Here is a 22338-nt window from a genome sequence, read left to right as displayed (position 1 = left end):
GATGTTCCTGATTTTCCTGCGCTCGCTCGTATTCAACGTGCTGTTCTACGCCGTGCTGGTGTGTCTCGCGATCGTGGCGCTGCCGACCTTCGCATTGCCGCCGCGCGCCATGCTGACGGTCGCGGAATGGTGGGCGAAGGCGACGCTGGTCCTGATGCGCGTCGTCTGCAACATCAAGGTGGAATTCCGGGGTACGGAGAAGATCCCGGCCGGGCCGCTCTTGATCGTGGCGAAGCACCAGTCGTTCTGGGAGACGTTCGTGTTGCCGGGCTTCTTCAACCGCCCGATCTTCATCCTCAAGCGCCAGCTGATGCAGATTCCCGTATTTGGCCAGTTTCTGGCCAAAACCGGCATGATCGCGATCGATCGCAATGCCGGCGTGAAGGCGCTGCTGGACATGACGCGGCGCGCGCGCGAGGCGGTGCGCAGCGGCCGCCAGCTCGTGATCTTTCCGGAAGGCACGCGTCGTGCGCCGGGCGCGCCGCCGGACTACAAGACCGGTTTTGCGCAGATCTATTCGTCCTGCGGCGTCGCCTGCCTTCCGATCGCGCTCAATTCCGGCCTGTTCTGGCCGCGCCGCACCTTCATGCGCTATCCCGGCACGCTGGTGGTGGAGTTCCTCGATCCACTGCCGGCGGGCCTGCCGAAGGACGAGTTTCTCTCCCGGGTGCAAACCGCGATCGAAGACGCGACCGGCCGTCTCGTCGAAGCGGGCCGGAAAGAGCAGGAGCAGCTGATCGGCTCCGCGCCGAGCTACGCGCCGTCGGCGAGCTAGCGGCTTTCGCTGTCTTCGTCCGGAGCCGGCGCGTGCAGCGCATGCGTATCACCATGCAGCATCGTCGCGAGCTGATGCAGCTGGGTATCGCGAAAGCCCTCGGCCTCGATCGCCTTCACCGTCGCCGTGACGTAGTCGCGGTTGGCGCCGGACTGGCCGTGGCCCTGGATCACGTGCCGATGCTGCTCGGCGAGCGAGAGCCGGCCGGCATATTGGACATGGCCGCGGTCGACGACATAGGCGAGCGCGGAAACGCGCTGGCGCGCATCGTTCTCGAGCCACACCGAGCGCATCACCTCGCGATAGACTGAGGTGACCTGCTCGCGCGCGCGCAGATAAGCGACGACCTCGGTGCGGTTCTTCTCGGCGACGCGGAAGGCGATGCCGCGGCAGGCGCCGCCGCGGTCGAGCCCGAGCACCAGGCCCGGCTTCTCCGGCGTGCCGCGATGTACGAAGGAATAGACGCAAAGCGCGCGATGCTCGCCGACCAGCCGCGCCGGGACGCGCTCCTCGAATTCGAAGCCCGGCCGCCACATCAGCGAGCCATAGCCGAACACCCAGAGGTCGCCTTTGGCAGTTGTGACGGAGGGGAGGGTGATTTCCGACATTTCGGGCACGGCTACCAGAATGAAGGCCCCAGGCGAAGCGAATTCTCGGACTTTCGTCGGAGGCCGGACCCGCTTACATTTGCCAAAATCTGGGGCCAAAGGGTCGCCGCATGTCCGATATGACCGTTGCCGCAGGCCGGCGCTCTCGTTGGCGCCTCTTCATCGCACCCGTTCTCCTCCTGATCCTCGCCCTCGCGTGGAGCGGTTTCTGGTTCTTTGCGGCCTCGAAGGCCGAAGTGGCCGCCGACGCCTGGCGCGCGCAGGAGGCCAAGGCCGGCCGCATCTATGATTGCGCCAAGCGCTCCATCGCCGGCTTCCCATTCCGCTTCGAGGTGCAGTGCTCCGGCGCCAGCGTCGTCCTGGTGTCGCAGAACGCCAGCAAGACGCCGTTCACGGCGCGGCTCGACAACATCCTGGTGGTCGCCCAGGTTTACGATCCCAGACACGTCATCGCCGAATTCTCCGCGCCGGCGACGCTGACCGATGGCATCACGCAAAACACCTTCGTGGCGAACTGGAGCAAGGGCCGCAGCAGCGTGGTCGGCTTGCCGGCGGTGCCGGATCGTGCCTCGCTCGTGTTCGACGATCCCAGCCTCAACCGCCTCGACGGCAGCGTGCAGGTGCCGCTCGCGCGCGCCAAGCAGGTCGAGCTGCACGGGCGCCTGGCCGAGGGATCGACCTCCGATCACCCTGTCATCGAGACCGTGCTCCACGTCGCGCAAGGCAGCATCCAGGGCGTTCATCCGCTGCTCGCCGAGCCGTTCGAGGCGGACACGCGCGCGAAGATCACCGGCCTTTCCGACCTTACGCCAAAGCCCTGGCCGCAGCGCTTTCGCGAGATCCAGGCCGCCGGCGGTCACATCGAAATCGTGCAGTCGCGCATCCAGCAGGGCGAGATGATCGCGGTCGCGGCCGGAACGCTCGGCCTCTCCGCCAACGGCCGGCTCGATGGCGAGTTGCAGATGACGGTGACGGGCCTCGAGCGCGTCATCCCCGCGCTCGGCATCGAAAAGATGCTGGAGGAGGGCGTGCCGCAGGCGACCCTCGACCGCGTCGCGCCCGGCGTGAAGTCGCAGGACCTCAACAATCTCTTTGGCGCGCTCGACCGCGCCGTGCCCGGTCTCGGCAAGGTGATCAAGCAGAACGCCAATGCCGGCGTTGCGGCCGGCATCAATTCGATCGGCACCGAGAGCACGCTGGAAGGCAAGAAGGCGCGCAGCTTCCCGCTGAAATTCGTCGATGGCGCGGTGCTGCTCGGCCCGATCAAGGTCGGCCAGATCCCGTCGCTGTATTGAGCGCTGCGCAACGGCCGCCAAACGCTCCGTCGTCATGCCCGCTTGTCCCGGGCATCCACGTATCTATTCAATCGCGGATGCGCGTGGATGGCCGGGTCAAGCCAGGTCAAGCCCGGCCATGGCTGAAAGAAAGCTACGGCTTCTTCAGCGCTGCATGCGGCCGGCCGAAATCGGGCGCCGCCGAATCCTGGCCGATCTCGACGATGCCGCGGCGGATGGCGCGGGTGCGGGTGAAATGGTCGAACAGCGCCTCGCCGTCGCCGCGGCGAATGGCGCGGGTCAGCTTGGCGAGATCCTCGGTGAAGGTGCCGAGCATCTCCAGCACGGCTTCCTTGTTGGCAAGGAACACGTCGCGCCACATCGTCGGATCGGACGCCGCGATGCGGGTGAAATCGCGGAAGCCCCCGGCCGAGAATTTGATCACCTCCGATTCCGTCACCTGCGCCAGCTCGTCGGCGGTGCCGACAATGGTATAGGCGATCAGATGCGGCAGATGGCTGGTGATCGCGAGCACGAGATCATGATGATCCGGTGTCATCACCTCGACCTTGGCGCCCATCGCTGCCCAGAAGGCGCGCAGCCGATCGGTCGCTGCCGCATCGACACCGTCCGGCGGCGTCAAAATGCACCAGCGGTTGATGAACAGCTCGGCGAAGCCGGAATCCGGGCCCGAATGCTCGGTGCCCGCCACCGGATGCGCCGGCACGAAGTGAACGGTCTTCGGCAAATGCGGCGTCATGTCCCTGACCACCGCGCCCTTGACCGAGCCGACGTCGGAGACGACAGCGCCGGGCTTCAGATGATCAGCGATCTCCTTCGCCACCTCGCCGCAGGCGCCGACAGGGATGCAGAGAATGACGAGATCGGCGTCCTTCACGGCCTCCGCATTGGTCGCCACCACGTGGTCGACGATGCCGAGCTCCATCACCCGCGCGCGCGTCTTCTCCGAGCGCGCGGTGGCGACGATCTCGCCCGCCAAGCCCTGGAGCTTCGCAGCGCGCGCGATCGAGCCGCCGATCAGGCCGAAGCCGATCAGGGCGACGCGCTGGAATTGCGCCTCGCCGCTCATTTGCCGGCCATGAAGTCGCGCAAGGCGTCGACCACGAGGCGGTTGGCCTCCTCGGTGCCGATGGTCATGCGCAGTGAATGCGGCAGGCCGTAATTCTTCAGCGCGCGCAGCACGAGGCCGCGCTTGGTGAGGTAGGCATCGGCCGCCTCCGAGGTCTTGCCCTCGGTCGGGAAATGGATCAGCACGAAATTGGCGACGCTCGGCGTCACCTTCAGTCCGAGCTTGCCGATCTCCTCGGTCAGCCAGTTGCGCCAGGTCTCGGTGAACTGCTTCGACATCGCCTGGTGCGCGGTGTCTTCAATGGCCGCGACCGCGGCGTACATCGCCGGCGTCGACACGTTGAAGGGACCGCGGATGCGGTTGACGGCATCGACGATGTGCTCGGGGCCGAACATCCATCCGACGCGCAGCGCGGCAAGCCCGTGGATCTTGGAGAAGGTGTGCGTCACGACCGTGTTCTCGGTGGTGGCGACCAGCTCGATTCCCATTTCATAGTCGTTGCGGGAAACGTAGTCGGAATAGGCGGCATCCAGCACCAGCAGCACATGCGAGGGCAGGCCGGCGCGCAGGCGCTTGACCTCGTCGAACGGCACATAGGTGCCGGTCGGGTTGTTGGGATTGGCGAGCCAGACCAGCTTCGTCTTCGGTGTCACCGCGTTGAGGATGGCGTCGACGTTGCAGGTGAGGTTGGTCTCCTGTGCAATAACGTTCTTGGCGCCGACCGCCATGGTCGCGATCGGGTAGACCAGGAAGCCGTGGGTGGTGGAGATCGCCTCGTCGCCCTGGCCGAGATAGGTGTGGGCGAGCAGGTTCAAGATCTCGTCCGAGCCGGCACCGCAGATGATGCGGTTCGGATCGAGCCCGAACGAGCGGCCGATCGCCTCGCGCAGCACGCGCGAGGTGCCTTCCGGATAATCCTCCAGATGATCCGCCACGCGCTTGAACGCCTCGATCGCCTTCGGCGAGGGTCCGAACGGCGTCTCGTTGGCCGAGAGCTTGAACACCTTGCGGCCCGGCTCCGGCACCGGGCTCTTGCCGGGCGTGTAGGGCGCGATATCGAGAATGCCGGGATTCGGCACGGGGCGGGACATCTTCAACTCCGAAAGTGACTGGGCGCGTGGCTTACGATTTCGGCCCGGTCGGGGCCACCGTATAGCGCGTTGCGTGGCTGCCGACGAGGGCCGTGGAGCGCACCGAGGCCCCCGCCTCGATCAGGGCAGCCTTGATCTTGTCGATGCTGGTTGCGCTCGTGACCGACACCAGCAGCGCCGCGCCGTCGAAGGCGGTATCGGGCACCGCCACGATCTCGGCAAGCGGCGACAGGGCGCGCGCGACCTCGGCGTTCCACCCGGAAACGCGCACGCTGAAGGTCTCGACCTCGGTCACCAGGGCGCTGTCGGCGACGCGCGAGACCGCAAACACCGGCAGTGCCGCCGGATGGTCCGCGCGCTCGACGAAGGGCAGCCGCGCGATGATTTTTGGCGCGCCTTCCGCTTCCAGCTCCAGCCACCATGGCGTGCGGCTCGACGTCGCCGAGACCAGCGCCAGGTCGCCCTTGGATTTGGCGACCGCCTCGACCGCAGCCTGCGCGCTGAAATGCGCGACGTAGGGCACCGTGAAGCCGAAATGGAATCGCGCGGAATCGCGCATCGCCGGCTCGCTCACCGAGATGTCGGCATGCACGGAGAACGGCGCCTGCACGTAAGTGAACGTCGAGATGATCACCCGCCAGATGCTCTCGACCGTGTCGAGCGGCAGGATGCCGCGATGGCGCTGAACGAGGTCGCGCATCATCGCGGCCTCGCGCGCAGGCCGGAACGCGGAGCCGACCTCCTGGGTCTGCTTGACCTGGATCAGGCGGTCGATGATGTCGCCGCGCTGCATCAGCAGGCGATGCATGTCCGCATCGATCGCGTCGATCTCCTTGCGCAATTCCTGGAGCGATGGTGGCGCGGGCGGACGTTGGGACATATCTGCCAGATGCGTTCTGCAAGTGCTGTTTAGAGGCGTTCCAATGCGGGTCGGGCAAGCCAGTCGGCAAACCGGATTCCGCTGCGGTCGATGTCCTGATTAGGCAGTCAGGGCGGCGAAAGCAAAGAGAAATGACGACCTTTTCGGCCGGCGTTTCAAGGACGATTTTGGTTAATCCGGGCCGCGACTTGACGAAAACCGCCCAAGACAGTAGCTTTTGCCCGTTCCGTGGTCATTTGAGCCGGCCGGCTTGCAGCCACGTTAAAAAACTCGCTAAACAGGCCGGGGACGCTTCCGATCCCGGCCGAACCTATCGTTCAGGCCGGGTTTTTCATGGCCTGATGCAAGTAGCGGTCTGAAGTCCGATCGCAAACGAGGTCGATGGTCAGATGGGTAGCGTCAAGGCGATTCCGAGTCCTGCGATCAGCGCTGATGAGCGCTCGCACGAGGTCGATCACCCAAGTTCGCAGGTCGCGCGTTTCGGCGCCGATCAGCCGTTGCGGCTCGATTGCGGCATCGATCTGGCGCCGTTCCAGATCGCCTACCAGACCTATGGCGAGCTCAATGCCGATCGCTCCAACGCCATTCTGATCTGCCATGCGCTGACCGGCGACCAGCACGTCGCCAATCTGCACCCCGTCACCGGCAAGCCCGGCTGGTGGGACACGTTGGTCGGCCCGGGCCGCCCGATTGATCCGAGCCGCTACTTCATCATCTGCTCCAACGTGATCGGCGGCTGCATGGGCTCGACGGGGCCGGCCTCGATCAATCCCGCGACCGGCAAGGTGTGGGGCCTCGATTTCCCCGTCATCACCATTCCCGACATGGTGCGCGCGCAGGCGATGCTGATCGACCGGCTCGGCATCGACACGCTGTTCGCTGTCGTCGGCGGCTCGATGGGCGGCATGCAGGTGCTGCAATGGACCGCGGCCTATCCTGCCCGCGTGTTCTCTGCGCTCGCGGTCGCCTGCGCGACGCGGCACTCGGCGCAGAACATCGCCTTCCACGAGCTTGGCCGCCAGGCCGTGATGGCCGATCCCGACTGGCACAATGGCGCCTATGCCGATCGCGGCCTTCATCCGCATCGCGGCCTCGCGGTCGCGCGCATGGCCGCGCATATCACTTATCTGTCGGACGCGGCACTGCACCGGAAATTCGGCCGGCGCATGCAGGATCGCGAGCTGCCGACCTTCTCGTTCGACGCCGACTTCCAGGTCGAGTCCTATCTGCGCTACCAGGGCTCCTCCTTCGTCGAGCGCTTCGACGCCAACTCCTATCTCTATCTCACCCGCGCGATGGACTATTTCGACATCGCGGCCGATCACGGCGGCGTACTGGCGAAGGCGTTTGCGGGCATCCAGACCCGCTTCTGCGTGGTGTCCTTCACCAGCGACTGGCTGTTTCCGACCTCGGAATCGCGCGCGCTGGTGCATGCGCTGAACGCGTCGAGCGCACGGGTGTCGTTCGCCGAGATCGAGACCGATCGCGGCCACGACGCCTTCCTGCTCGACGTGCCCGAATTCTTCGACATCTCCCGCGCCTTCCTGCACTCGGCCGGCAAGGCGCGCGGCCTCACCGGCAAGAATGACTGACAAGGACCGCTCGCGATGTCTGTACAGGAAGTGCTGCCGCTGAACGGTCTCACCGCGGAGCAGTCCGCTCATTTCCGCGCCGACCATCTGCTGGTCGCCGAGATGGTCAAGCCGGGCTCCAAGGTGCTCGACGTCGGCTGCGGCGACGGCGATCTGCTTCAGCTGCTGGAGACGCGCGGCATCGACGGCCGCGGCATCGAGTTGTCGCGCGAGGGCGTCAACCGCTGCGTCGCCAAGGGTCTTGCCGTGGTGCAGGGCGACGCCGACACCGACCTCGTCAACTATCCCGACGACGCCTTTGACTATGTGATCCTGTCGCAGACGCTGCAGGCGACGCGGCAGCCGCGCGTGGTGCTGGAGAACTTGCTGCGCATCGGCCGCCGCGCCATCGTGTCGTTCCCGAATTTCGGCTTCTGGAAGATGCGGCTCCAGCTCCTGATCGGCGGCCACATGCCGCGCACGGAGAACCTGCCGGCGACCTGGTACGACACCGCCAACATCCATTTCTGCACCATCAAGGATTTCGTCGAGCTCTGCGACGCGATCGGCGTCAAGATGGAGCGCGCCGAGGCGCTCGACCTCTACGGTCGTCCGCTCCGGCTGCGATTGCCGTGGTGGGTATGGAACATGTTCGGTGAGCAGGGCGTGTTCCTGCTGAGCCGCGGCGGGGGGAAGTAGGTTCTCCGTCATTCCGGGGCGATGCGATAGCATCGAGCCCGGAATCTCGAGGTTCCGGGTTCGCTCTTCGCGCGCCCCGGAACGACTGCCATGCTAACCTGCCGCCAGCGACCTCGGGTCCCGCGCCGGCCATCGTCCCGCTTCCACTAGCGTTACGAACCGCTCCACGCTCTCGTTGAACAGCGCGGGCTCCTCGAGATTGAGCACGTGGCCGGACTTGGGAAACATCGCCAGGCCCGCAGCCGGCAGATGCTTCTTCAGAAAGAGACTCGCACCGACGCACGGATCGTCCTCGTCGCCGCAGATGATCAGCGCCGGCGTTGCCACGGCTCTGATCGCATCCGTCATGGCGTAGATCGAGGGGCGGCCGCCCTGAAAGCCGCGCATCGTGCGGGCTGATCCCTTGGCATCGTGACGCGCGAGCGCGGCGTAGAAATCGGCGTGGCCGCGCGGGTCCTTCACCAGGAAGGGAATCCGGCTCGGCGCCTCGCGCGTGACCTTTGCGACTTCGGCGGAGCCCAGCGTCTCGAACTGTTCGGCATTGGCGCGGCACTGCTTGCGCCAGGCGTCGAGATTTTCGAGCTCGGAGCCGGAGCCGACGCCGGCCAGCGTCATCGACAGCGCGCGATGCGGCGCGTTCAATCCGATCTGGAGCGACGAATAGGCGCCCATCGAGAGCCCCACGAGATGTGCGCGCTCGATTCCGAGATGATCGAGCACCGCGAGCGCGTCGGTGTAGAAATGCGTGTACGTGTAGACCTCGCCATCGGGCACGTCCGATGGCGTGTAGCCGCGCGCGGAATAGGTGATGCAGCGGTGGCCGCGCGAGAAGTAGCGCATCTGCGGCTCCCAATTGGTGTAGTCAGCCGCGAACTCGTGCAGGAAAATAATTGGCGTTCCCTGGCCCGCCTCTTCGAAATAGATGCGGACGCCGTCCCTGGTCGTGGCATGGGGCATTAACCGTTTCCCTCTGTTCAGGCCGCAAACGGAGGATCGCAGTTAATGGTGTTGTCCGCAATGCGGCAGCATCAGGCCAGCTCCAATGCAAAATCATCGCAGCCATTCGCCGACATGGCAGTCTTTTTCTCGCCACATCCGGACGCTTTACGCCCCGGCGGATGTCGGCCACGGCACTTGCCGACGGGAAGTGGGGGTGTAACTAAGGATGAAGAATGGTTGAGTTGTTTGCGTACCGCCTGTCGCGTTGTATTGTCGCGCTGGCGTTCTTCTTCGCGGCGGCTGCCGCGTTCGTTTCTCCGGCCTCAGCGCGGCCGCATCATCGTCATAGCGCAGAGCGGCACGCTTACGTGCACCATGCCAGACATCATCATGATCGCCATCATGCCCGTGGCTCGCGCTTCGAGCGCAGCGCGGCGCAGTTGCAGGCGAGCGGCTTTGCTGACACCCAGGCCAGCTATGATCCGAACGCCAACGGCGGCGGCATGGCCAGCAACGCCATGAGCGGTGGCAGCTTGGGCGGCGGATCGGGCCTCGTGTCCGAGGCGCGCCGCTATCTCGGCGGCAATCCGACGGGACGCGGCAGCCTATGGTGCGCGCGCTTCATGAACATGGTGCTGGAGCATACCGGCCATCGCGGCACCGGCTCCGACATGGCGAGCTCGTTCGCGCGTTACGGCACCCGCGTCTCCGGTCCGCAGGTCGGCGCCATCGCGGTGATGTCGCGCGGCCGCCGCGGCGGCCATGTCGGCATCATCACCGGCATCGACGCGCAGGGCAATCCGATCATGATTTCCGGCAACAACGGCAACCGCGTCCGCGAGGCCCCGGTCTCGCGCGGCCGGATCTATGCGTATGTGATGCCGAATTAACGGAGCCACGGGCCGTAGGATGGGCAAAGCGAAGCGAGCCCACCACCTCCGTCCGTTCAATAAAATGGTGGGCACGGCGCCAGAGCGCCTTTGCCCACCCTCCGGCAGCGGTGCTAACTCACACCAGCTTCGGCTCTTCCACCGCGACCGCATCCCCAACGCCGATCTCGCCACCTTCGATCACCTCGGCATAGATGCCGCAATCCATATGGCCGAGATGGCGCGAGAGCGTCGGCGGGATTTCGAGGTCGCGCGCGGCGGTCACCGGGTCGACATTGGTCGCCGGGCAGCGGACGATGCGTTTGACCACCTTCAGCCGGGCGGGCCCGATCGCGAGCGTCTGGCCGACGAGGTCGAGCTCGGACCATGCCGGCCAGCCCTTCACGTAGAGATTGGCGCGGAAGCGCAGCGGGTGCACGGCGATGCCGCCGAGCATGATCTCGATGGCGCGGACGCTGTCGAGATTGATGATGGACACGACCTTGCGGGCGACGTCGGAAAAGCTGTGGTCGCGTCCGGACAGAACCTTTGGCGGGCCCTTCAGCTCCGGCTGGAAATTCTCGGTGAAGTAGCTCTCGATGGCAGCGCGGCCGGCGGCGGTCTCGAGATCGCCGCTGGCGACGATCTGGCCGTCCTTGCGGATGGTCAGGCGGTTGGTTGCGTCCTCGAAACGACTGTCGAGGGAGGCCAGCCGCTCATGGCGCGCCAGCATCAGGAACTGGATCTTCGGCTTCCATTCGGGGGCTTCAGGGTCGAACCCGCTTGGGCCGTTCTCGATGGCGTAGCGGCGGTCGGCGGGCAAGGTCTGGCCGACCCGCAAGGGCACGCGGGGCAGGGACTCCGGCGTCAGGCCCTTGATCGGATAGCGGTAGAGGCCGGTGATTTCGGCGGTCTGGCTGGCTGTCATGCCGCTACTTAAGGGATTCGACCGCGTCCCGCCAAGCCGGCGGATCGGCGCACGAAATTGTGAACTCGCCTCTTTCGATCCGGGGACGCGCTTCCCACATCTGGGTCAGGCCGGCGCCAGCGCCGGCTGATACGACCGATGCCCGGTTGAGGAACGTCAACGCAGGCAGCGGAAACCCAGTGAAGATGCCGTTTGGGGTGCCTTAGCGGGCCCCAAGGGCAGGCCGAGGGACAGAAAAGAAATGAACATCGAGAAGTATACTGAACGCTCCAGGGGCTTTATCCAGTCCGCGCAGTCGCTCGCGATGCGCGAGGGGCACCAGCAGTTTTCCACCCTGCATGTGCTGAAAGTCCTGCTGGACGACAATGAGGGGCTCGCTGCCGGTCTGATCGACCGTGCCGGCGGCAATTCCCGTGCAATCCTGAAGGCGACCGAGGAGGCCCTGAACAAGGTGCCGAAGGTCAGTGGCGGCGGCGCCGGCCAGATCTATCTCGCGCCCGAGCTCGCTCGCACTTTTGATGCCGCCGAAAAGGCCGGCGAGAAGGCCGGCGACAGCTTCGTCACCGTCGAGCGGCTTCTGCTCGGTCTCACGGTGGAGAAGACCAGCGAGGCAGGAGCGATCCTCGCCAAGGGTGGCGTCACCCCGCAAAATCTCAACGCCGCGATCGAGGCACTGCGCAAGGGCCGCACCGCGGACTCCGCGACTGCCGAGAACGCCTATGACGCGCTGAAGAAATATGCCCGCGACCTGACCCAGGCTGCGCGCGACGGCAAGCTCGACCCGGTCATCGGCCGCGACGAGGAGATCCGCCGCACCATCCAGGTGCTGTCGCGCCGGACCAAGAACAATCCTGTCCTGATTGGTGAACCCGGCGTCGGCAAGACCGCGATCGCGGAAGGGCTCGCGCTGCGCATCGTCAATGGCGACGTGCCGGAGAGCCTGAAGGACAAGAAGCTGCTGGCGCTCGATCTGGGCGCGCTGATCGCAGGCGCAAAATACCGCGGCGAGTTCGAGGAGCGGCTGAAGGCGGTGCTCCAGGAGGTGACCGGGAGCGAAGGCACCTTCATCCTGTTCATCGACGAGATGCACACGCTGATCGGCGCCGGCAAGGGTGACGGCGCGATGGACGCCTCCAACCTGCTCAAGCCTGCACTCGCCCGTGGCGAGCTGCACTGCATCGGCGCGACCACGCTCGACGAGTACCAGAAGCACGTCGAGAAGGACGCGGCGCTGGCGCGGCGGTTCCAGCCGATCTTCGTCAGCGAGCCCTCGGTCGAGGACACCATCTCGATCCTGCGCGGGCTGAAGGACAAGTATGAGCAGCACCATGGCGTGCGGATCGCCGATTCCGCGCTTGTCGCCTCTGCGACGCTGTCCAACCGCTACATCACTGATCGTTTCCTGCCCGACAAGGCGATCGACCTGATGGACGAGGCCGCGGCGCGGCTGAAGATGCAGGTCGATTCCAAGCCGGAGGAGCTGGATTCGCTGGACCGCGAGATCATCCGGCTCAAGATCGAGCAGGAAGCCCTGAAGAAGGAAAGTGATCCCGGCTCCAAGACCCGTCTCGAAGCGCTCGAGAAGGAGCTGGTCGAGCTCGAGGAGAAGTCGGCAGCGCTCACCGCGCGCTGGAGCGCGGAGAAGAACAAGCTCTCCAACGCCCAGAAGCTGAAGGCGGAGCTCGACGGCTTGCGCGTCGAGCTCGCCAACGCGCAGCGGCGCGGCGAATTCCAGAAGGCCGGCGAGCTAGCCTATGGAAGGATCCCGGAGCTGGAGAAGAAGCTCGCCGATATCGAGGCGAAGGAGAACCCCGGCGAGATGATGGAGGAGGCGGTCACCGCCAACCACATCGCGCAGGTGGTTTCGCGCTGGACTGGCGTGCCCGTCGACAAGATGCTGGAAGGCGAGAAGGAGAAGCTCCTCAAGATGGAGGAGCAGCTCGGACAGCGCGTGGTCGGCCAGGCCGAGGCCGTGCGTGCGGTCGCCACTGCCGTGCGCCGTTCGCGTGCGGGCCTCCAGGACCCGAACCGGCCCACCGGCTCGTTCATGTTCCTGGGGCCGACCGGCGTTGGCAAGACCGAGCTGACCAAGGCGCTCGCCGAGTATCTGTTTAACGACGAGACCGCGATGATCCGCCTCGACATGTCCGAGTACATGGAGAAGCACTCGGTCTCGCGGCTGATCGGCGCGCCTCCGGGCTATGTCGGCTATGACGAGGGCGGCGCGCTCACCGAAGCGGTGCGGCGCCGGCCTTATCAGGTGGTGCTGTTCGACGAGATCGAGAAAGCGCATCCCGACGTCTTCAACGTCCTGTTGCAGGTGCTCGACGATGGTCGCCTGACCGATGGCCAGGGCCGTACCGTCGATTTCCGCAATACGCTGATCATCATGACCTCGAACCTCGGTTCGGAATTTCTGGTGAATCAACCCGAGGGCGAAGACAGCTCGGCCGTGCGTGAGCAGGTGATGGGAACGGTGCGGGCGCATTTCCGCCCCGAATTCCTCAACCGCGTCGACGAGATCATCCTGTTCCACCGCCTGCAGCGGAGCGAGATGGGCCGGATCGTCGAGATCCAGTTCGCGCGGCTGCAGAAGCTGCTGACCGATCGCAAGATCGTGCTGACGCTCGATGCTGCCGGCCGCGACTGGCTGGCCGCCAAGGGTTGGGATCCCGCCTACGGCGCCCGGCCGCTGAAGCGGGTGATCCAGCGCTACCTCCAGGATCCGCTCGCCGAGATGATCCTGGCCGGCGACGTCAGGGACGGCGATACCGTTGTGATCTCGTCCGCAGGCAATGTGCTGACCTTCAACGGCAGGGCAGCGCAGACTGCGGAGATCGCCCAGTTCGAGGCGCCAGTGTCGAAGCGCAAGCTGAATTGAGTGCGGGCACTGCCGGCTGAAACGACGAACCGCCCCGGAGGGTTCAGCCTCTCCGGGGCGTTAGCTTTGTCGGTTAGTTCGTTAATTAGCCGAGTGCAGATGCGGAGCCGGGATCGGCTGGACCTTGCTCGTCGTCGTCCTCGTCGAGTTCCGAGAGAATATCCACCAGCTCGCGCACGCGGCCCTGTGCCAGCGGCCGCAAATCGTTGATCATCGGCTCGTCATTGGCGAGCCAGGCCTGAGCTTCGGCGAGTTCCTCGACGGTTGCGCCCGTCCCGATGATCTGGGCGATAGTGACGTCGTCGGCCCGATCCACGGCCTTGACGACATCGTCGCGTGAGAGGCGCGTCATGGGCGATCCTCCTGCTGATCAATTTCCGCCAGCGTCTAACCGGGAACCAGCGTGTGGGTTCCGCGGTCGAGGCCGGTCTGGCGGAGGTTACTTTTTCGCGAGCTTGTAGATCGCGTTCTCGAGGTCGGAGGAGACATAGATGACCCCGCTCGCGCCCACCGCGACGCCGGTCGGAATGTGGGTCGGCAGGCCTCCCGGCGCGCCCACGAGGCCGATCGGAAGATTGGCCGCGATCTCGGTGACCTTGCCGCTCTCCGGTTCGATCGCGATCAGGCGCTTGGCGCCGACTTCCGCCACGATCAGCTGACCATCGCCACCGCGCGCGATGCCTTCCGGCATTTTCAGCTCCCTGGCGAGTACGGTCTTTTCGCCGTTGCTATCGATCCGTGAGACGGTGCCTGCAAAGGCTTCGGTGACGTAGATCTCGTCAGCCCTCCCGCGAACGAGCCCCACCGGGCCTTCGAGGCCGCCGATCAACGTGGTGCGGTCCTTGCCATGCTCGCCGCTCACCTTGACCAGTGACTTGGTGCCGAGCTCGGCGACCAGGATGCTGCCGTCGGCGAGTACGATCGCATCGTGCGGCGCCTTGAAGCCGTGCAGCATGTCGCGCGTTGCGCCGGTCTTGGCGTCGATCACCTGCACCGTGCCGGTGAACCAGCTCGACAGCACCACATCGTTGCCCTGCGCGGTCGCGCTCATGGGATATTCGAGCGTCGTGCCGGCGGCGTGCATGCGCGCCCTCTCGGTGACCTCGCCAGTCGTGCCGTCCACCGTGCGATAGGCGAACACGTCGGCGACGTGGATTGTGTCCTTTCCGTTCTCCGAGGTGACGCCGATGCCGCCCGGCAAAGCCAGCTTGCCGATGATGATCTGCTTGGCCTGGCCGGTCGCCGGATCGACCTCCTGAATGCCGTTGTCGGCCATGTTCGAGACGTAGATGCGGTCCTTGTCGTCGATGGCGAGGTTGTCCAGTGACGGCTTCAATTGCGCGACCGTGGTCTTGGTGCCCGTTTTGGGATCGACCCGGACGAGCTGGCCGAGCGCGGTATCGACCACGAAGAGATTGCCCTTGGAATCGAAGTTCACCGCGGCCGGGACCTTGAAACCGTCGGCGACGACGGTGAGCTCGGCCTTGTCGACATCGACCTTTACGACCTGGCCCTTGAACCAGAGCGGACCGTAGAGCTTGTCGTCCGGACCGAACTCGAAGCCGTTGAGGCCGCCCATTTTCTCCATGATCTGGCGCGGCGGCTTCACGCCCTCGACGTCGATCTCATAGAGCGTGTCGCCGAGGAAAACGGTGGTGGCATAGAGCCTGCCGTCCTTGCGAAAGGCGAGTGAGTTGATGCCGGGAAGGCCGGATGCGAGCTTCTTGATGGGGCCGTCGCCCTTGCGCGCATAGAGATCGCCGGCGAGGAATCCGGTCCAGGCCATGGTGCCATCGGGCGCGAACGCGATGTCGTCGGCCATGCCGACGGGAGACGGAATTGCAACCTTGGCGGTACCGCCGGCGATGTCCACTTCGTAGAGCGCCGCGCCGGCGACGCTGCCGGCGAACAGGTGGCCGGCCTTGTCGATGCCGAGCCCGTGCACGCCATGGAATGCGGAGCCCGGCACGAGCTTTGTCACCTCCCAGCCGTCGGCGGATGCGCCCGTGGTGACGAAAAGCGCAGCGACGAGCGCTGCGCAGGCGAGCCTGTTGTTCATGGCGAGACCTCCCGTTTTTTGGAAAGTATTCGCTCCTGGCGCTGCTTTGGCAAACGAAACTTGGCGTTGTGACGCCGCGAGGCCGTCTCACGCGGTCAACGTCGAAATCCGATCGTGTTTGAAAATGTCCGGCCGATATCGGCCTGTTACCGGTTTCTACTACCGGTTGGTGACCTGGAGCGGACCGCCGGTCGCGTCCGACATGCGGGCGATGGCGCCGCCGCGGCCGCTCATCATGCCGTCAAGCCGGTCGCGCTCCTTCTCGAAGCCGGCCAGCATCGGGCCTTCCAGCGAACGGCCGCGCGGCAGTTTTACGCGCAGCGGGTCGACGAAGCGGCCGTTGACCAGGATTTCGTAGTGGACGTGCGGGCCGGTCGACGCGCCAGTCGAGCCGACGAAGCCGATGACCTGGCCCTGCCGCACCTTCTTGCCGACTTCCATGCCCTTGGCGAAAGCCGACATGTGGCCGTAGGCGGTTTCGTAGCCGTTATTGTGCTTGATGCGGATATATTTGCCGTAACCGCCCTCGGGGCCGATCTTCTCGATCGCGCCGTTGCCGGAGGCGAAGATCGGCGTGCCGTAGGCGGTGGCCCAATCGACGCCGGTGTGCATCTTCACATAGCCGAGGATCGGATGGCGGCGGCCGCCGAAGCCGGAGCGCATGATGGCGTTGTTGACGGGTTTCCTGACCAGGAACTTCTTCGCGCTCTTGCCGGTCTCGTCGTAGTAGTCGACGACACCATCGTCGGGGCTCTGATAGCGGTAGTATTTCTTGGTCTCGCCGCCGACCGTGAGCGAGGCGAACAGCACGTCGTTCTTTTCGCTCGACGTCACGCCCTCGTCCTCGCCGGCGTAGAACACGTCGAAGGAATCGCCCGGCTGCACCTTGCGCTGGAAATCGACGTCGTAGGAGTAGATCTTGATCATGTCCTCGATGACCGGCATCGGGACCTTGTTGCGCATCGCGGTCTCGTAGATGCTCTGGTAGAGCCGCACCCCGGTGCCGTCATCGTCGTCATCGTCGTCGCTGCTGGCGTTGGCCGTGGCGTCGGCGACGGTGTTCATGCTGGAGACGTCGACAGCGACATATTTGCCGAGATCGGACAGCGCCGCGATCGCCTCGACCATGGTGTCGTTTGCAACCACGACGCGATAGGGCTGGAGGCGGGCGCCGGGGCTTGCGGGCGCCATCAGGATGCGGAGCTTCTCGCCTTCCTTCAGGCCGCCGTCGCGGCCGCGGGGGCCGAGCGTTGCGGTGATCGCCTTGATCTCCTCGGCGCTGGCGCCGAGATCGCGCAGCACGGAGCCGACGCTGTCGCCCTTCTTGACCAGGTAGATGCGTTCGCCGCTCGGATTGCCGCCGGTGATCTGCTCCTTGGTCTTCGGCAGCAGCGTGACGTTTTCCGGCACCACGCGCGTCTCGAAGCCGGCATAGGGATCGGACGATGAGGTTTCCGGCGCGTAGGCGCTGCGGATGTCGGACGATCCGGTCGCGCCGGAGACATCGGCCGTGGCATTGGCCAGCGAGGCGTAGCGGACGCCGCCATTGCCGCGCCAGTTGGCGGCATCGCGCACCCGCATCAGGATGTCGTCGAGCGCCACCACTGCGGAAATCTTCGCCTTCGGCAGCACCGGCGACAGGTCCTTGGTCACGAAGGAGACCTCGGCGTCGGGCTCGACGGCTTCGGGATTGTTGGGATCGTCGGAGGCGGTCTTCGGATCGGAGCCGACATCTGTGAGCAGACGCTGGGCGTTGAACGGCGGGATCTTCGCCGACAGCTCGCTGGTCGTCATCGACAGGTTGCCGGCGATCCGGACGAAGGGGCGCACCCGCATCACGTCGCGGTTGCCGACACGGGTCACAGTCGAGACGCGCACGATGTTGCGCGAGGCCGTGGATTCGTTCGGCGGCGGCAGGCGGTCGCTCTTGTGCAGCGTGGCGGCACGATCGGCTGCGCCAAAGGCGCCGCGCAGCGCGCCTTCGACGCGTTCGGGCACCTTGGCGAAGGTCATCTCGCCGTCGAGAGATGCGAAAACGGCGCCGCCGATCAGGGCCGCGCCGCAGAGTCCGGTCAGAATTGTGCCGCTGAACCACTGCACCGAGACGCGGCGACGATCGATGACGGCGGCTTCCGAACCATCGACGGACAGCGGCGGCTCGTGGCCGAGATCGATGATCCCGGTCTCACGCCCGTAAGCGCCGCGTGACGTCCTGTGGTTCAACCCAAGTCCCCCAATCAACGACCCAAGATGCCCGTTTCCGAACCCCGTTCCGGTTGCCCTCTTGCAGGGGGATCACCGGAAAAGGCAAGCCGCACAGGCGCCCGCGCTCAGAAAGCCCCGCGATAGGGCCGGCCGAAATTACGAACAGCTGGACGGGTGAAGGTCTCTCGAAGTCTCTCGAATGTCGGAAGAAGGCCGCCTCATCGTATGATTGCCTTCCTCTGACCCCACGAAAATCGCGGCAGCCCCCACTGGCATCCCGCGATTCAAGCTTGTCTCTTATCAGAACGCCGCGGGATTGTGGCTCAAGTACGGCGCCTAATATCGAAAAAGTTTCCTGAACGGGCGGGCGCGGGAGGCCACCCGGCAGGCCGCCCAGGACCCCCTTCGGAGCCCCTCAGGAGCCCCCAGGGGCGCAAACTTTTTTTCAGATTTTTTGCCCTGCAGCTTCGATCCGATCGCCCCCTGGCCGCCTAATCGACTGGAATCGCTTGACTTTTTTCCGTGATCCACTGTGCGACGATTTGTTGACGATTGGCGTTGACAGCCCGGAAGGCGGGGCCTATAACCCCAACCACTGAGCGCGGCGCCGCCGGGTCACTGACCAAGGCGAGCGAACGCGCCACTGATGCTCCTCACCTTGTTGAGTGACACAACAGCCGACACCAGTCGGTTGGAGTTCATCCATCGTCGGTAAGGGTGTCGGAACCCTTCCTCTCAGGAAGGTTGGGGCCTCTCCGGTCCCGGGCTGTTTGACAAGTGAAGATGAAGAAAGAGAAACGTGGACGGCGGAGTCCTTGCGGGTCTCGCTTCTGAAAAGCTTCGGCTTTTCTGATCGAGACCGGACGAAAGACTTCGGCGGTACACGTTTCAAAGGTAACACCATGGCCTCTTCATTGAGGTCAGTTCGCAAGCGATGTGAATCGCTTCGCGAGTATGGTGGGACCTCGTCAAACGTTGTGATCAGCCGGTTCAAAGTTCAAGTCCAACTTGAGAGTTTGATCCTGGCTCAGAGCGAACGCTGGCGGCAGGCTTAACACATGCAAGTCGAGCGGGCGTAGCAATACGTCAGCGGCAGACGGGTGAGTAACGCGTGGGAACGTACCTTTTGGTTCGGAACAACACAGGGAAACTTGTGCTAATACCGGATAAGCCCTTACGGGGAAAGATTTATCGCCGAAAGATCGGCCCGCGTCTGATTAGCTAGTTGGTAGGGTAATGGCCTACCAAGGCGACGATCAGTAGCTGGTCTGAGAGGATGATCAGCCACATTGGGACTGAGACACGGCCCAAACTCCTACGGGAGGCAGCAGTGGGGAATATTGGACAATGGGGGCAACCCTGATCCAGCCATGCCGCGTGAGTGATGAAGGCCCTAGGGTTGTAAAGCTCTTTTGTGCGGGAAGATAATGACGGTACCGCAAGAATAAGCCCCGGCTAACTTCGTGCCAGCAGCCGCGGTAATACGAAGGGGGCTAGCGTTGCTCGGAATCACTGGGCGTAAAGGGTGCGTAGGCGGGTCTTTAAGTCAGGGGTGAAATCCTGGAGCTCAACTCCAGAACTGCCTTTGATACTGAAGATCTTGAGTCCGGGAGAGGTGAGTGGAACTGCGAGTGTAGAGGTGAAATTCGTAGATATTCGCAAGAACACCAGTGGCGAAGGCGGCTCACTGGCCCGGTACTGACGCTGAGGCACGAAAGCGTGGGGAGCAAACAGGATTAGATACCCTGGTAGTCCACGCCGTAAACGATGAATGCCAGCCGTTAGTGGGTTTACTCACTAGTGGCGCAGCTAACGCTTTAAGCATTCCGCCTGGGGAGTACGGTCGCAAGATTAAAACTCAAAGGAATTGACGGGGGCCCGCACAAGCGGTGGAGCATGTGGTTTAATTCGACGCAACGCGCAGAACCTTACCAGCCCTTGACATGTCCAGGACCGGTCGCAGAGACGTGACCTTCTCTTCGGAGCCTGGAACACAGGTGCTGCATGGCTGTCGTCAGCTCGTGTCGTGAGATGTTGGGTTAAGTCCCGCAACGAGCGCAACCCCCGTCCTTAGTTGCTACCATTTAGTTGAGCACTCTAAGGAGACTGCCGGTGATAAGCCGCGAGGAAGGTGGGGATGACGTCAAGTCCTCATGGCCCTTACGGGCTGGGCTACACACGTGCTACAATGGCGGTGACAATGGGATGCGAAGACGCAAGTCCTAGCAAATCTCAAAAAGCCGTCTCAGTTCGGATTGGGCTCTGCAACTCGAGCCCATGAAGTTGGAATCGCTAGTAATCGTGGATCAGCACGCCACGGTGAATACGTTCCCGGGCCTTGTACACACCGCCCGTCACACCATGGGAGTTGGCTTTACCTGAAGACGGTGCGCTAACCCGCAAGGGAGGCAGCCGGCCACGGTAGGGTCAGCGACTGGGGTGAAGTCGTAACAAGGTAGCCGTAGGGGAACCTGCGGCTGGATCACCTCCTTTCTAAGGATGATCCTTCAGCGAGCTCACGCTCACTATCGGATCGTTTTAGAAACATCAGTGGCCAACAGATCGCCAGATCGTTGAGCTGCATTGGCGGGATTTCGCCGTCTTCGTTTCTCTTTCTTCGCGGACGAACACGCGCTGGGCCTGCAACGGCAGGATCCAGGGTCCTTAACGGGATGTGCGTTAGGGGCTTGTAGCTCAGTTGGTTAGAGCGCGCGCTTGATAAGCGTGAGGTCGGAAGTTCAAGTCTTCCCAGGCCCACCACTTTCATCGAGTGAGCATTCGTCTTCTGGTTACGGGGCCATAGCTCAGCTGGGAGAGCGCGTGCTTTGCAAGCATGAGGTCGTCGGTTCGATCCCGTCTGGCTCCACCAGATGGTTTGATCACCTGCGACTGACCGTCGTCCGCGAAACATCACTTCGCATTCACTAGTCTGGATAGACAGTGAACTGCGTGTTTTCTGACATCGTAAAGAGGAGATCGATCCGAGTTGGGTCGTGCAGCAGATTGTTGCGCGGATCCTTCATTATCTCCGGATCATTTTCGGCGCTCGCTTTCAGCCGTGAGGCTGAACGCGAGTTGTAAAATGATCCTTTTAGCGAAGCTTGACCGCCTCGCTATCGGAACGATCTTACGAAGCAAGCTGGTCTTTCTAGTCAATGTCCGGCTGTGAGAATAGCGCTCGTCGAGGGCGCGTGCCGCAAGGCGGTTCTTACAGGCAGCATTCTGCCGAGTGTGTGGACATTGATAATGAGAGCAATCAAGTGCCTTAAGGGTGTTCGGTGGATGCCTTGGCGCTGAGAGGCGATGAAGGACGTGCTACGCTGCGATAAGCCGTGGGGAGCTGCGAAGAAGCTTTGATCCGCGGATTTCCGAATGGGGAAACCCACCTTCGATAGCCGGAACTCCAAGACCTTAGGTTTTGGGGTTTGACCAGAAATGATCGGGACCATGACCTCAGAGGTTTTGGATTTCCGGTTATCAAGAGAAGGTATGAGACTTCTGAATACATAGGAGGTTTCAAGCGAACCCAGGGAACTGAAACATCTAAGTACCTGGAGGAAAGGACATCAACAGAGACTCCGTTAGTAGTGGCGAGCGAACGCGGACCAGGCCAGTGATACATCAAAGACAATCGGAACCAGTCAGGAAAGCTGGGCCTCAGAGGGTGATAGCCCCGTACGAGTAATGCGATGATGTATCCACGAGTAAGGCGGGACACGTGCAATCCTGTCTGAACACGGGGGGACCACCCTCCAAGCCTAAGTACTCCTCAGCGACCGATAGCGAACCAGTACCGTGAGGGAAAGGTGAAAAGCACCCCGACGAGGGGAGTGAAATAGACCTGAAACCGGACACCTACAAACAGATGGAGCCCAAGATTCGTTCTGGGTGACATCGTACCTTTTGTATTATGGGCCAGCGACTTAATTTAACGAGCAAGCTTAAGCCGATAGGCGGAGGCGTAGCGAAAGCGAGTCTGAATAGGGCGCCAAGTTCGTTGTATTAGACCCGAAACCTAGTGATCTAGCCATGAGCAGGTTGAAGGTGAGGTAACACTCACTGGAGGACCGAACGGGTGCCTGTTGAAAAAGGCTCCGATGACTTGTGGTTAGGGGTGAAAGGCCAATCAAACTGGGAAATAGCTGGTTCTCCGCGAAAGATATTTAGGTATCGCCTCGCACGAATGCTTCGGGGGGTAGAGCACTGGATGGGCTAGGGGGACTTACCGTCTTACCAAACCCAACCAAACTCCGAATACCCGAAAGCAATATGCGGGAGTCACACGGCGGGTGCTAACGTCCGTCGTGGAGAGGGAAACAACCCGGACCTACAGCTAAGGCCCCTAATTCGTGGCTAAGTGGGAAAGGATGTGGAAATCCCAAAACAACCAGGAGGTTGGCTTAGAAGCAGCCATCCTTTAAAGAAAGCGTAACAGCTCACTGGTCTAAATAAGGGTTTCTGCGCCGAAG

At 63.4% G+C, this 22338-nt stretch carries 15 protein-coding genes, 2 tRNA genes, 2 rRNA genes and 1 riboswitch (1 of these 20 cut by a window edge); of the genes, 10 read left to right on the top strand and 9 right to left on the bottom strand.

Annotated elements, in window-relative coordinates; all coding sequences use genetic code 11:
* The first annotated feature begins 1 nt into the window (after window position 1).
* On the top strand, window positions 2-775 hold the full coding sequence (locus AC5V87_RS36395) for a lysophospholipid acyltransferase family protein (RefSeq protein WP_456842362.1): 774 nt from the start codon (window positions 2-4) through the stop codon (window positions 773-775).
* On the opposite strand, the gene AC5V87_RS36390 is transcribed toward AC5V87_RS36395, so the two are convergent.
* Window positions 772-1383, bottom strand: a complete 612-nt coding sequence (locus AC5V87_RS36390; protein ID WP_456842363.1) for a gamma-glutamylcyclotransferase — start codon at window positions 1381-1383, stop codon at window positions 772-774. The two genes, AC5V87_RS36395 and AC5V87_RS36390, sit on opposite strands and share 4 nt — an antisense overlap.
* Before the next feature lie 110 nt (window positions 1384-1493).
* Between AC5V87_RS36390 and AC5V87_RS36385 the strand changes: the two genes are divergently transcribed.
* Window positions 1494-2678 (top strand): DUF2125 domain-containing protein, encoded by a 1185-nt coding sequence (locus AC5V87_RS36385; protein ID WP_495369335.1) that lies wholly within the window; start codon window positions 1494-1496, stop codon window positions 2676-2678.
* Between the two features lie 133 nt (window positions 2679-2811).
* Here AC5V87_RS36385 and AC5V87_RS36380 read toward each other — a convergent pair whose 3' ends face one another.
* Genes AC5V87_RS36380 through AC5V87_RS36370 form a run of 3 tightly spaced genes read right to left on the bottom strand, consistent with a single transcriptional unit; the run spans window position 2812 to window position 5718 of the window.
* Window positions 2812-3747 carry a prephenate/arogenate dehydrogenase family protein gene (locus AC5V87_RS36380; RefSeq protein WP_495369334.1) on the bottom strand — a complete coding sequence of 312 codons (936 nt, stop codon included), beginning with the start codon at window positions 3745-3747 and terminating at the stop codon, window positions 2812-2814.
* Window positions 3744-4838: a histidinol-phosphate transaminase gene (gene hisC / locus AC5V87_RS36375; RefSeq protein WP_456842366.1), complete on the bottom strand. Its 1095-nt coding sequence runs from the start codon at window positions 4836-4838 to the stop codon at window positions 3744-3746. The genes AC5V87_RS36380 and hisC overlap by 4 nt, the downstream gene beginning before the upstream one ends.
* Window positions 4839-4869: 31 nt before the next feature.
* On the bottom strand, window positions 4870-5718 hold the full coding sequence (locus AC5V87_RS36370) for a chorismate mutase (protein ID WP_456842367.1): 849 nt from the start codon (window positions 5716-5718) through the stop codon (window positions 4870-4872).
* A gap of 218 nt (window positions 5719-5936) precedes the next feature.
* A riboswitch (SAM riboswitch) is annotated at window positions 5937-6016 on the top strand.
* Window positions 6017-6107: 91 nt separating this feature from the next.
* Here AC5V87_RS36370 and metX point away from each other — a divergent pair.
* Both metX and metW read left to right on the top strand, forming a co-directional pair.
* Complete coding sequence (gene metX, locus AC5V87_RS36365) at window positions 6108-7310, top strand: homoserine O-acetyltransferase MetX (RefSeq protein ID WP_495369333.1); 1203 nt, start codon at window positions 6108-6110, stop codon at window positions 7308-7310.
* A gap of 15 nt (window positions 7311-7325) precedes the next feature.
* Window positions 7326-7988 carry a methionine biosynthesis protein MetW gene (gene metW / locus AC5V87_RS36360; protein ID WP_495369332.1) on the top strand — a complete coding sequence of 221 codons (663 nt, stop codon included), beginning with the start codon at window positions 7326-7328 and terminating at the stop codon, window positions 7986-7988.
* Between the two features lie 93 nt (window positions 7989-8081).
* Here the strand turns inward: metW and AC5V87_RS36355 are convergent, their stop codons facing one another.
* A complete protein-coding gene (locus tag AC5V87_RS36355; protein ID WP_495369331.1) occupies window positions 8082-8945 on the bottom strand; it encodes an alpha/beta fold hydrolase in 864 nt (287 codons plus the stop codon).
* 215 nt (window positions 8946-9160) lie between these two features.
* Here AC5V87_RS36355 and AC5V87_RS36350 point away from each other — a divergent pair, with 215 nt between their 5' ends.
* Window positions 9161-9817 (top strand): TIGR02594 family protein, encoded by a 657-nt coding sequence (locus AC5V87_RS36350; protein ID WP_456842370.1) that lies wholly within the window; start codon window positions 9161-9163, stop codon window positions 9815-9817.
* 118 nt (window positions 9818-9935) lie between these two features.
* Here the strand turns inward: AC5V87_RS36350 and AC5V87_RS36345 are convergent, their stop codons facing one another.
* Window positions 9936-10724, bottom strand: a complete 789-nt coding sequence (locus AC5V87_RS36345; RefSeq protein WP_456842371.1) for an MOSC domain-containing protein — start codon at window positions 10722-10724, stop codon at window positions 9936-9938.
* Between the two features lie 241 nt (window positions 10725-10965).
* On the opposite strand from AC5V87_RS36345, the gene clpB reads away from it, so the two are divergent.
* On the top strand, window positions 10966-13605 hold the full coding sequence (gene clpB / locus AC5V87_RS36340) for an ATP-dependent chaperone ClpB (protein ID WP_495369330.1): 2640 nt from the start codon (window positions 10966-10968) through the stop codon (window positions 13603-13605).
* Between the two features lie 85 nt (window positions 13606-13690).
* Here the strand turns inward: clpB and AC5V87_RS36335 are convergent, their stop codons facing one another.
* From AC5V87_RS36335 to AC5V87_RS36325, 3 genes are all read right to left on the bottom strand, one after another.
* Window positions 13691-13957 carry a hypothetical protein gene (locus AC5V87_RS36335; RefSeq protein ID WP_456842373.1) on the bottom strand — a complete coding sequence of 89 codons (267 nt, stop codon included), beginning with the start codon at window positions 13955-13957 and terminating at the stop codon, window positions 13691-13693.
* 87 nt (window positions 13958-14044) lie between these two features.
* The gene (locus tag AC5V87_RS36330; protein WP_456842374.1) at window positions 14045-15664 is read right to left on the bottom strand and encodes an NHL repeat-containing protein; all 1620 of its coding nucleotides are present in this window, start codon (window positions 15662-15664) and stop codon (window positions 14045-14047) included.
* Window positions 15665-15823: 159 nt separating this feature from the next.
* On the bottom strand, window positions 15824-17887 hold the full coding sequence (locus AC5V87_RS36325) for a peptidoglycan DD-metalloendopeptidase family protein (protein ID WP_495369329.1): 2064 nt from the start codon (window positions 17885-17887) through the stop codon (window positions 15824-15826).
* 986 nt (window positions 17888-18873) lie between these two features.
* On the opposite strand from AC5V87_RS36325, the gene AC5V87_RS36320 reads away from it, so the two are divergent.
* The 4 genes from AC5V87_RS36320 to AC5V87_RS36305 form a co-directional block, all read left to right on the top strand.
* Window positions 18874-20362: ribosomal RNA gene (locus tag AC5V87_RS36320) — 16S ribosomal RNA — on the top strand.
* Between the two features lie 190 nt (window positions 20363-20552).
* Window positions 20553-20629 (top strand) — tRNA-Ile (locus AC5V87_RS36315).
* Window positions 20630-20662: 33 nt separating this feature from the next.
* Window positions 20663-20738 (top strand) — tRNA-Ala (locus AC5V87_RS36310).
* 385 nt (window positions 20739-21123) lie between these two features.
* Window positions 21124-22338 (top strand): 23S ribosomal RNA (locus tag AC5V87_RS36305) (it continues 1632 nt past the right edge of the window).
* Together the 16S and 23S rRNA genes with 2 tRNA genes alongside form the textbook arrangement of a ribosomal RNA operon.

The sequence above is a fragment of the Bradyrhizobium sp. SOJA106 genome (assembly GCF_059448745.1).
The sequence above is the reverse complement of the archived record's forward strand: the minus strand, read 5'-3'. Positions and strand labels throughout refer to the sequence as shown.

Bases quoted from the DNA above. Each gene is read 5' to 3' on its own strand.
- AC5V87_RS36395 (WP_456842362.1), top strand. From the start codon at position 2: ATGTTCCTGATTTTCCTGCGCTCGCTCGTATTCAACGTGCTGTTCTAC.
- AC5V87_RS36390 (WP_456842363.1), bottom strand. From the start codon at position 1,383: ATGTCGGAAATCACCCTCCCCTCCGTCACAACTGCCAAAGGCGACCTC.
- AC5V87_RS36385 (WP_495369335.1), top strand. From the start codon at position 1,494: ATGTCCGATATGACCGTTGCCGCAGGCCGGCGCTCTCGTTGGCGCCTC.
- AC5V87_RS36380 (WP_495369334.1), bottom strand. From the start codon at position 3,747: ATGAGCGGCGAGGCGCAATTCCAGCGCGTCGCCCTGATCGGCTTCGGC.
- hisC (WP_456842366.1), bottom strand. From the start codon at position 4,838: ATGTCCCGCCCCGTGCCGAATCCCGGCATTCTCGATATCGCGCCCTAC.
- AC5V87_RS36370 (WP_456842367.1), bottom strand. From the start codon at position 5,718: ATGTCCCAACGTCCGCCCGCGCCACCATCGCTCCAGGAATTGCGCAAG.
- metX (WP_495369333.1), top strand. From the start codon at position 6,108: ATGGGTAGCGTCAAGGCGATTCCGAGTCCTGCGATCAGCGCTGATGAG.
- metW (WP_495369332.1), top strand. From the start codon at position 7,326: ATGTCTGTACAGGAAGTGCTGCCGCTGAACGGTCTCACCGCGGAGCAG.
- AC5V87_RS36355 (WP_495369331.1), bottom strand. From the start codon at position 8,945: ATGCCCCATGCCACGACCAGGGACGGCGTCCGCATCTATTTCGAAGAG.
- AC5V87_RS36350 (WP_456842370.1), top strand. From the start codon at position 9,161: ATGGTTGAGTTGTTTGCGTACCGCCTGTCGCGTTGTATTGTCGCGCTG.
- AC5V87_RS36345 (WP_456842371.1), bottom strand. From the start codon at position 10,724: ATGACAGCCAGCCAGACCGCCGAAATCACCGGCCTCTACCGCTATCCG.
- clpB (WP_495369330.1), top strand. From the start codon at position 10,966: ATGAACATCGAGAAGTATACTGAACGCTCCAGGGGCTTTATCCAGTCC.
- AC5V87_RS36335 (WP_456842373.1), bottom strand. From the start codon at position 13,957: ATGACGCGCCTCTCACGCGACGATGTCGTCAAGGCCGTGGATCGGGCC.
- AC5V87_RS36330 (WP_456842374.1), bottom strand. From the start codon at position 15,664: ATGAACAACAGGCTCGCCTGCGCAGCGCTCGTCGCTGCGCTTTTCGTC.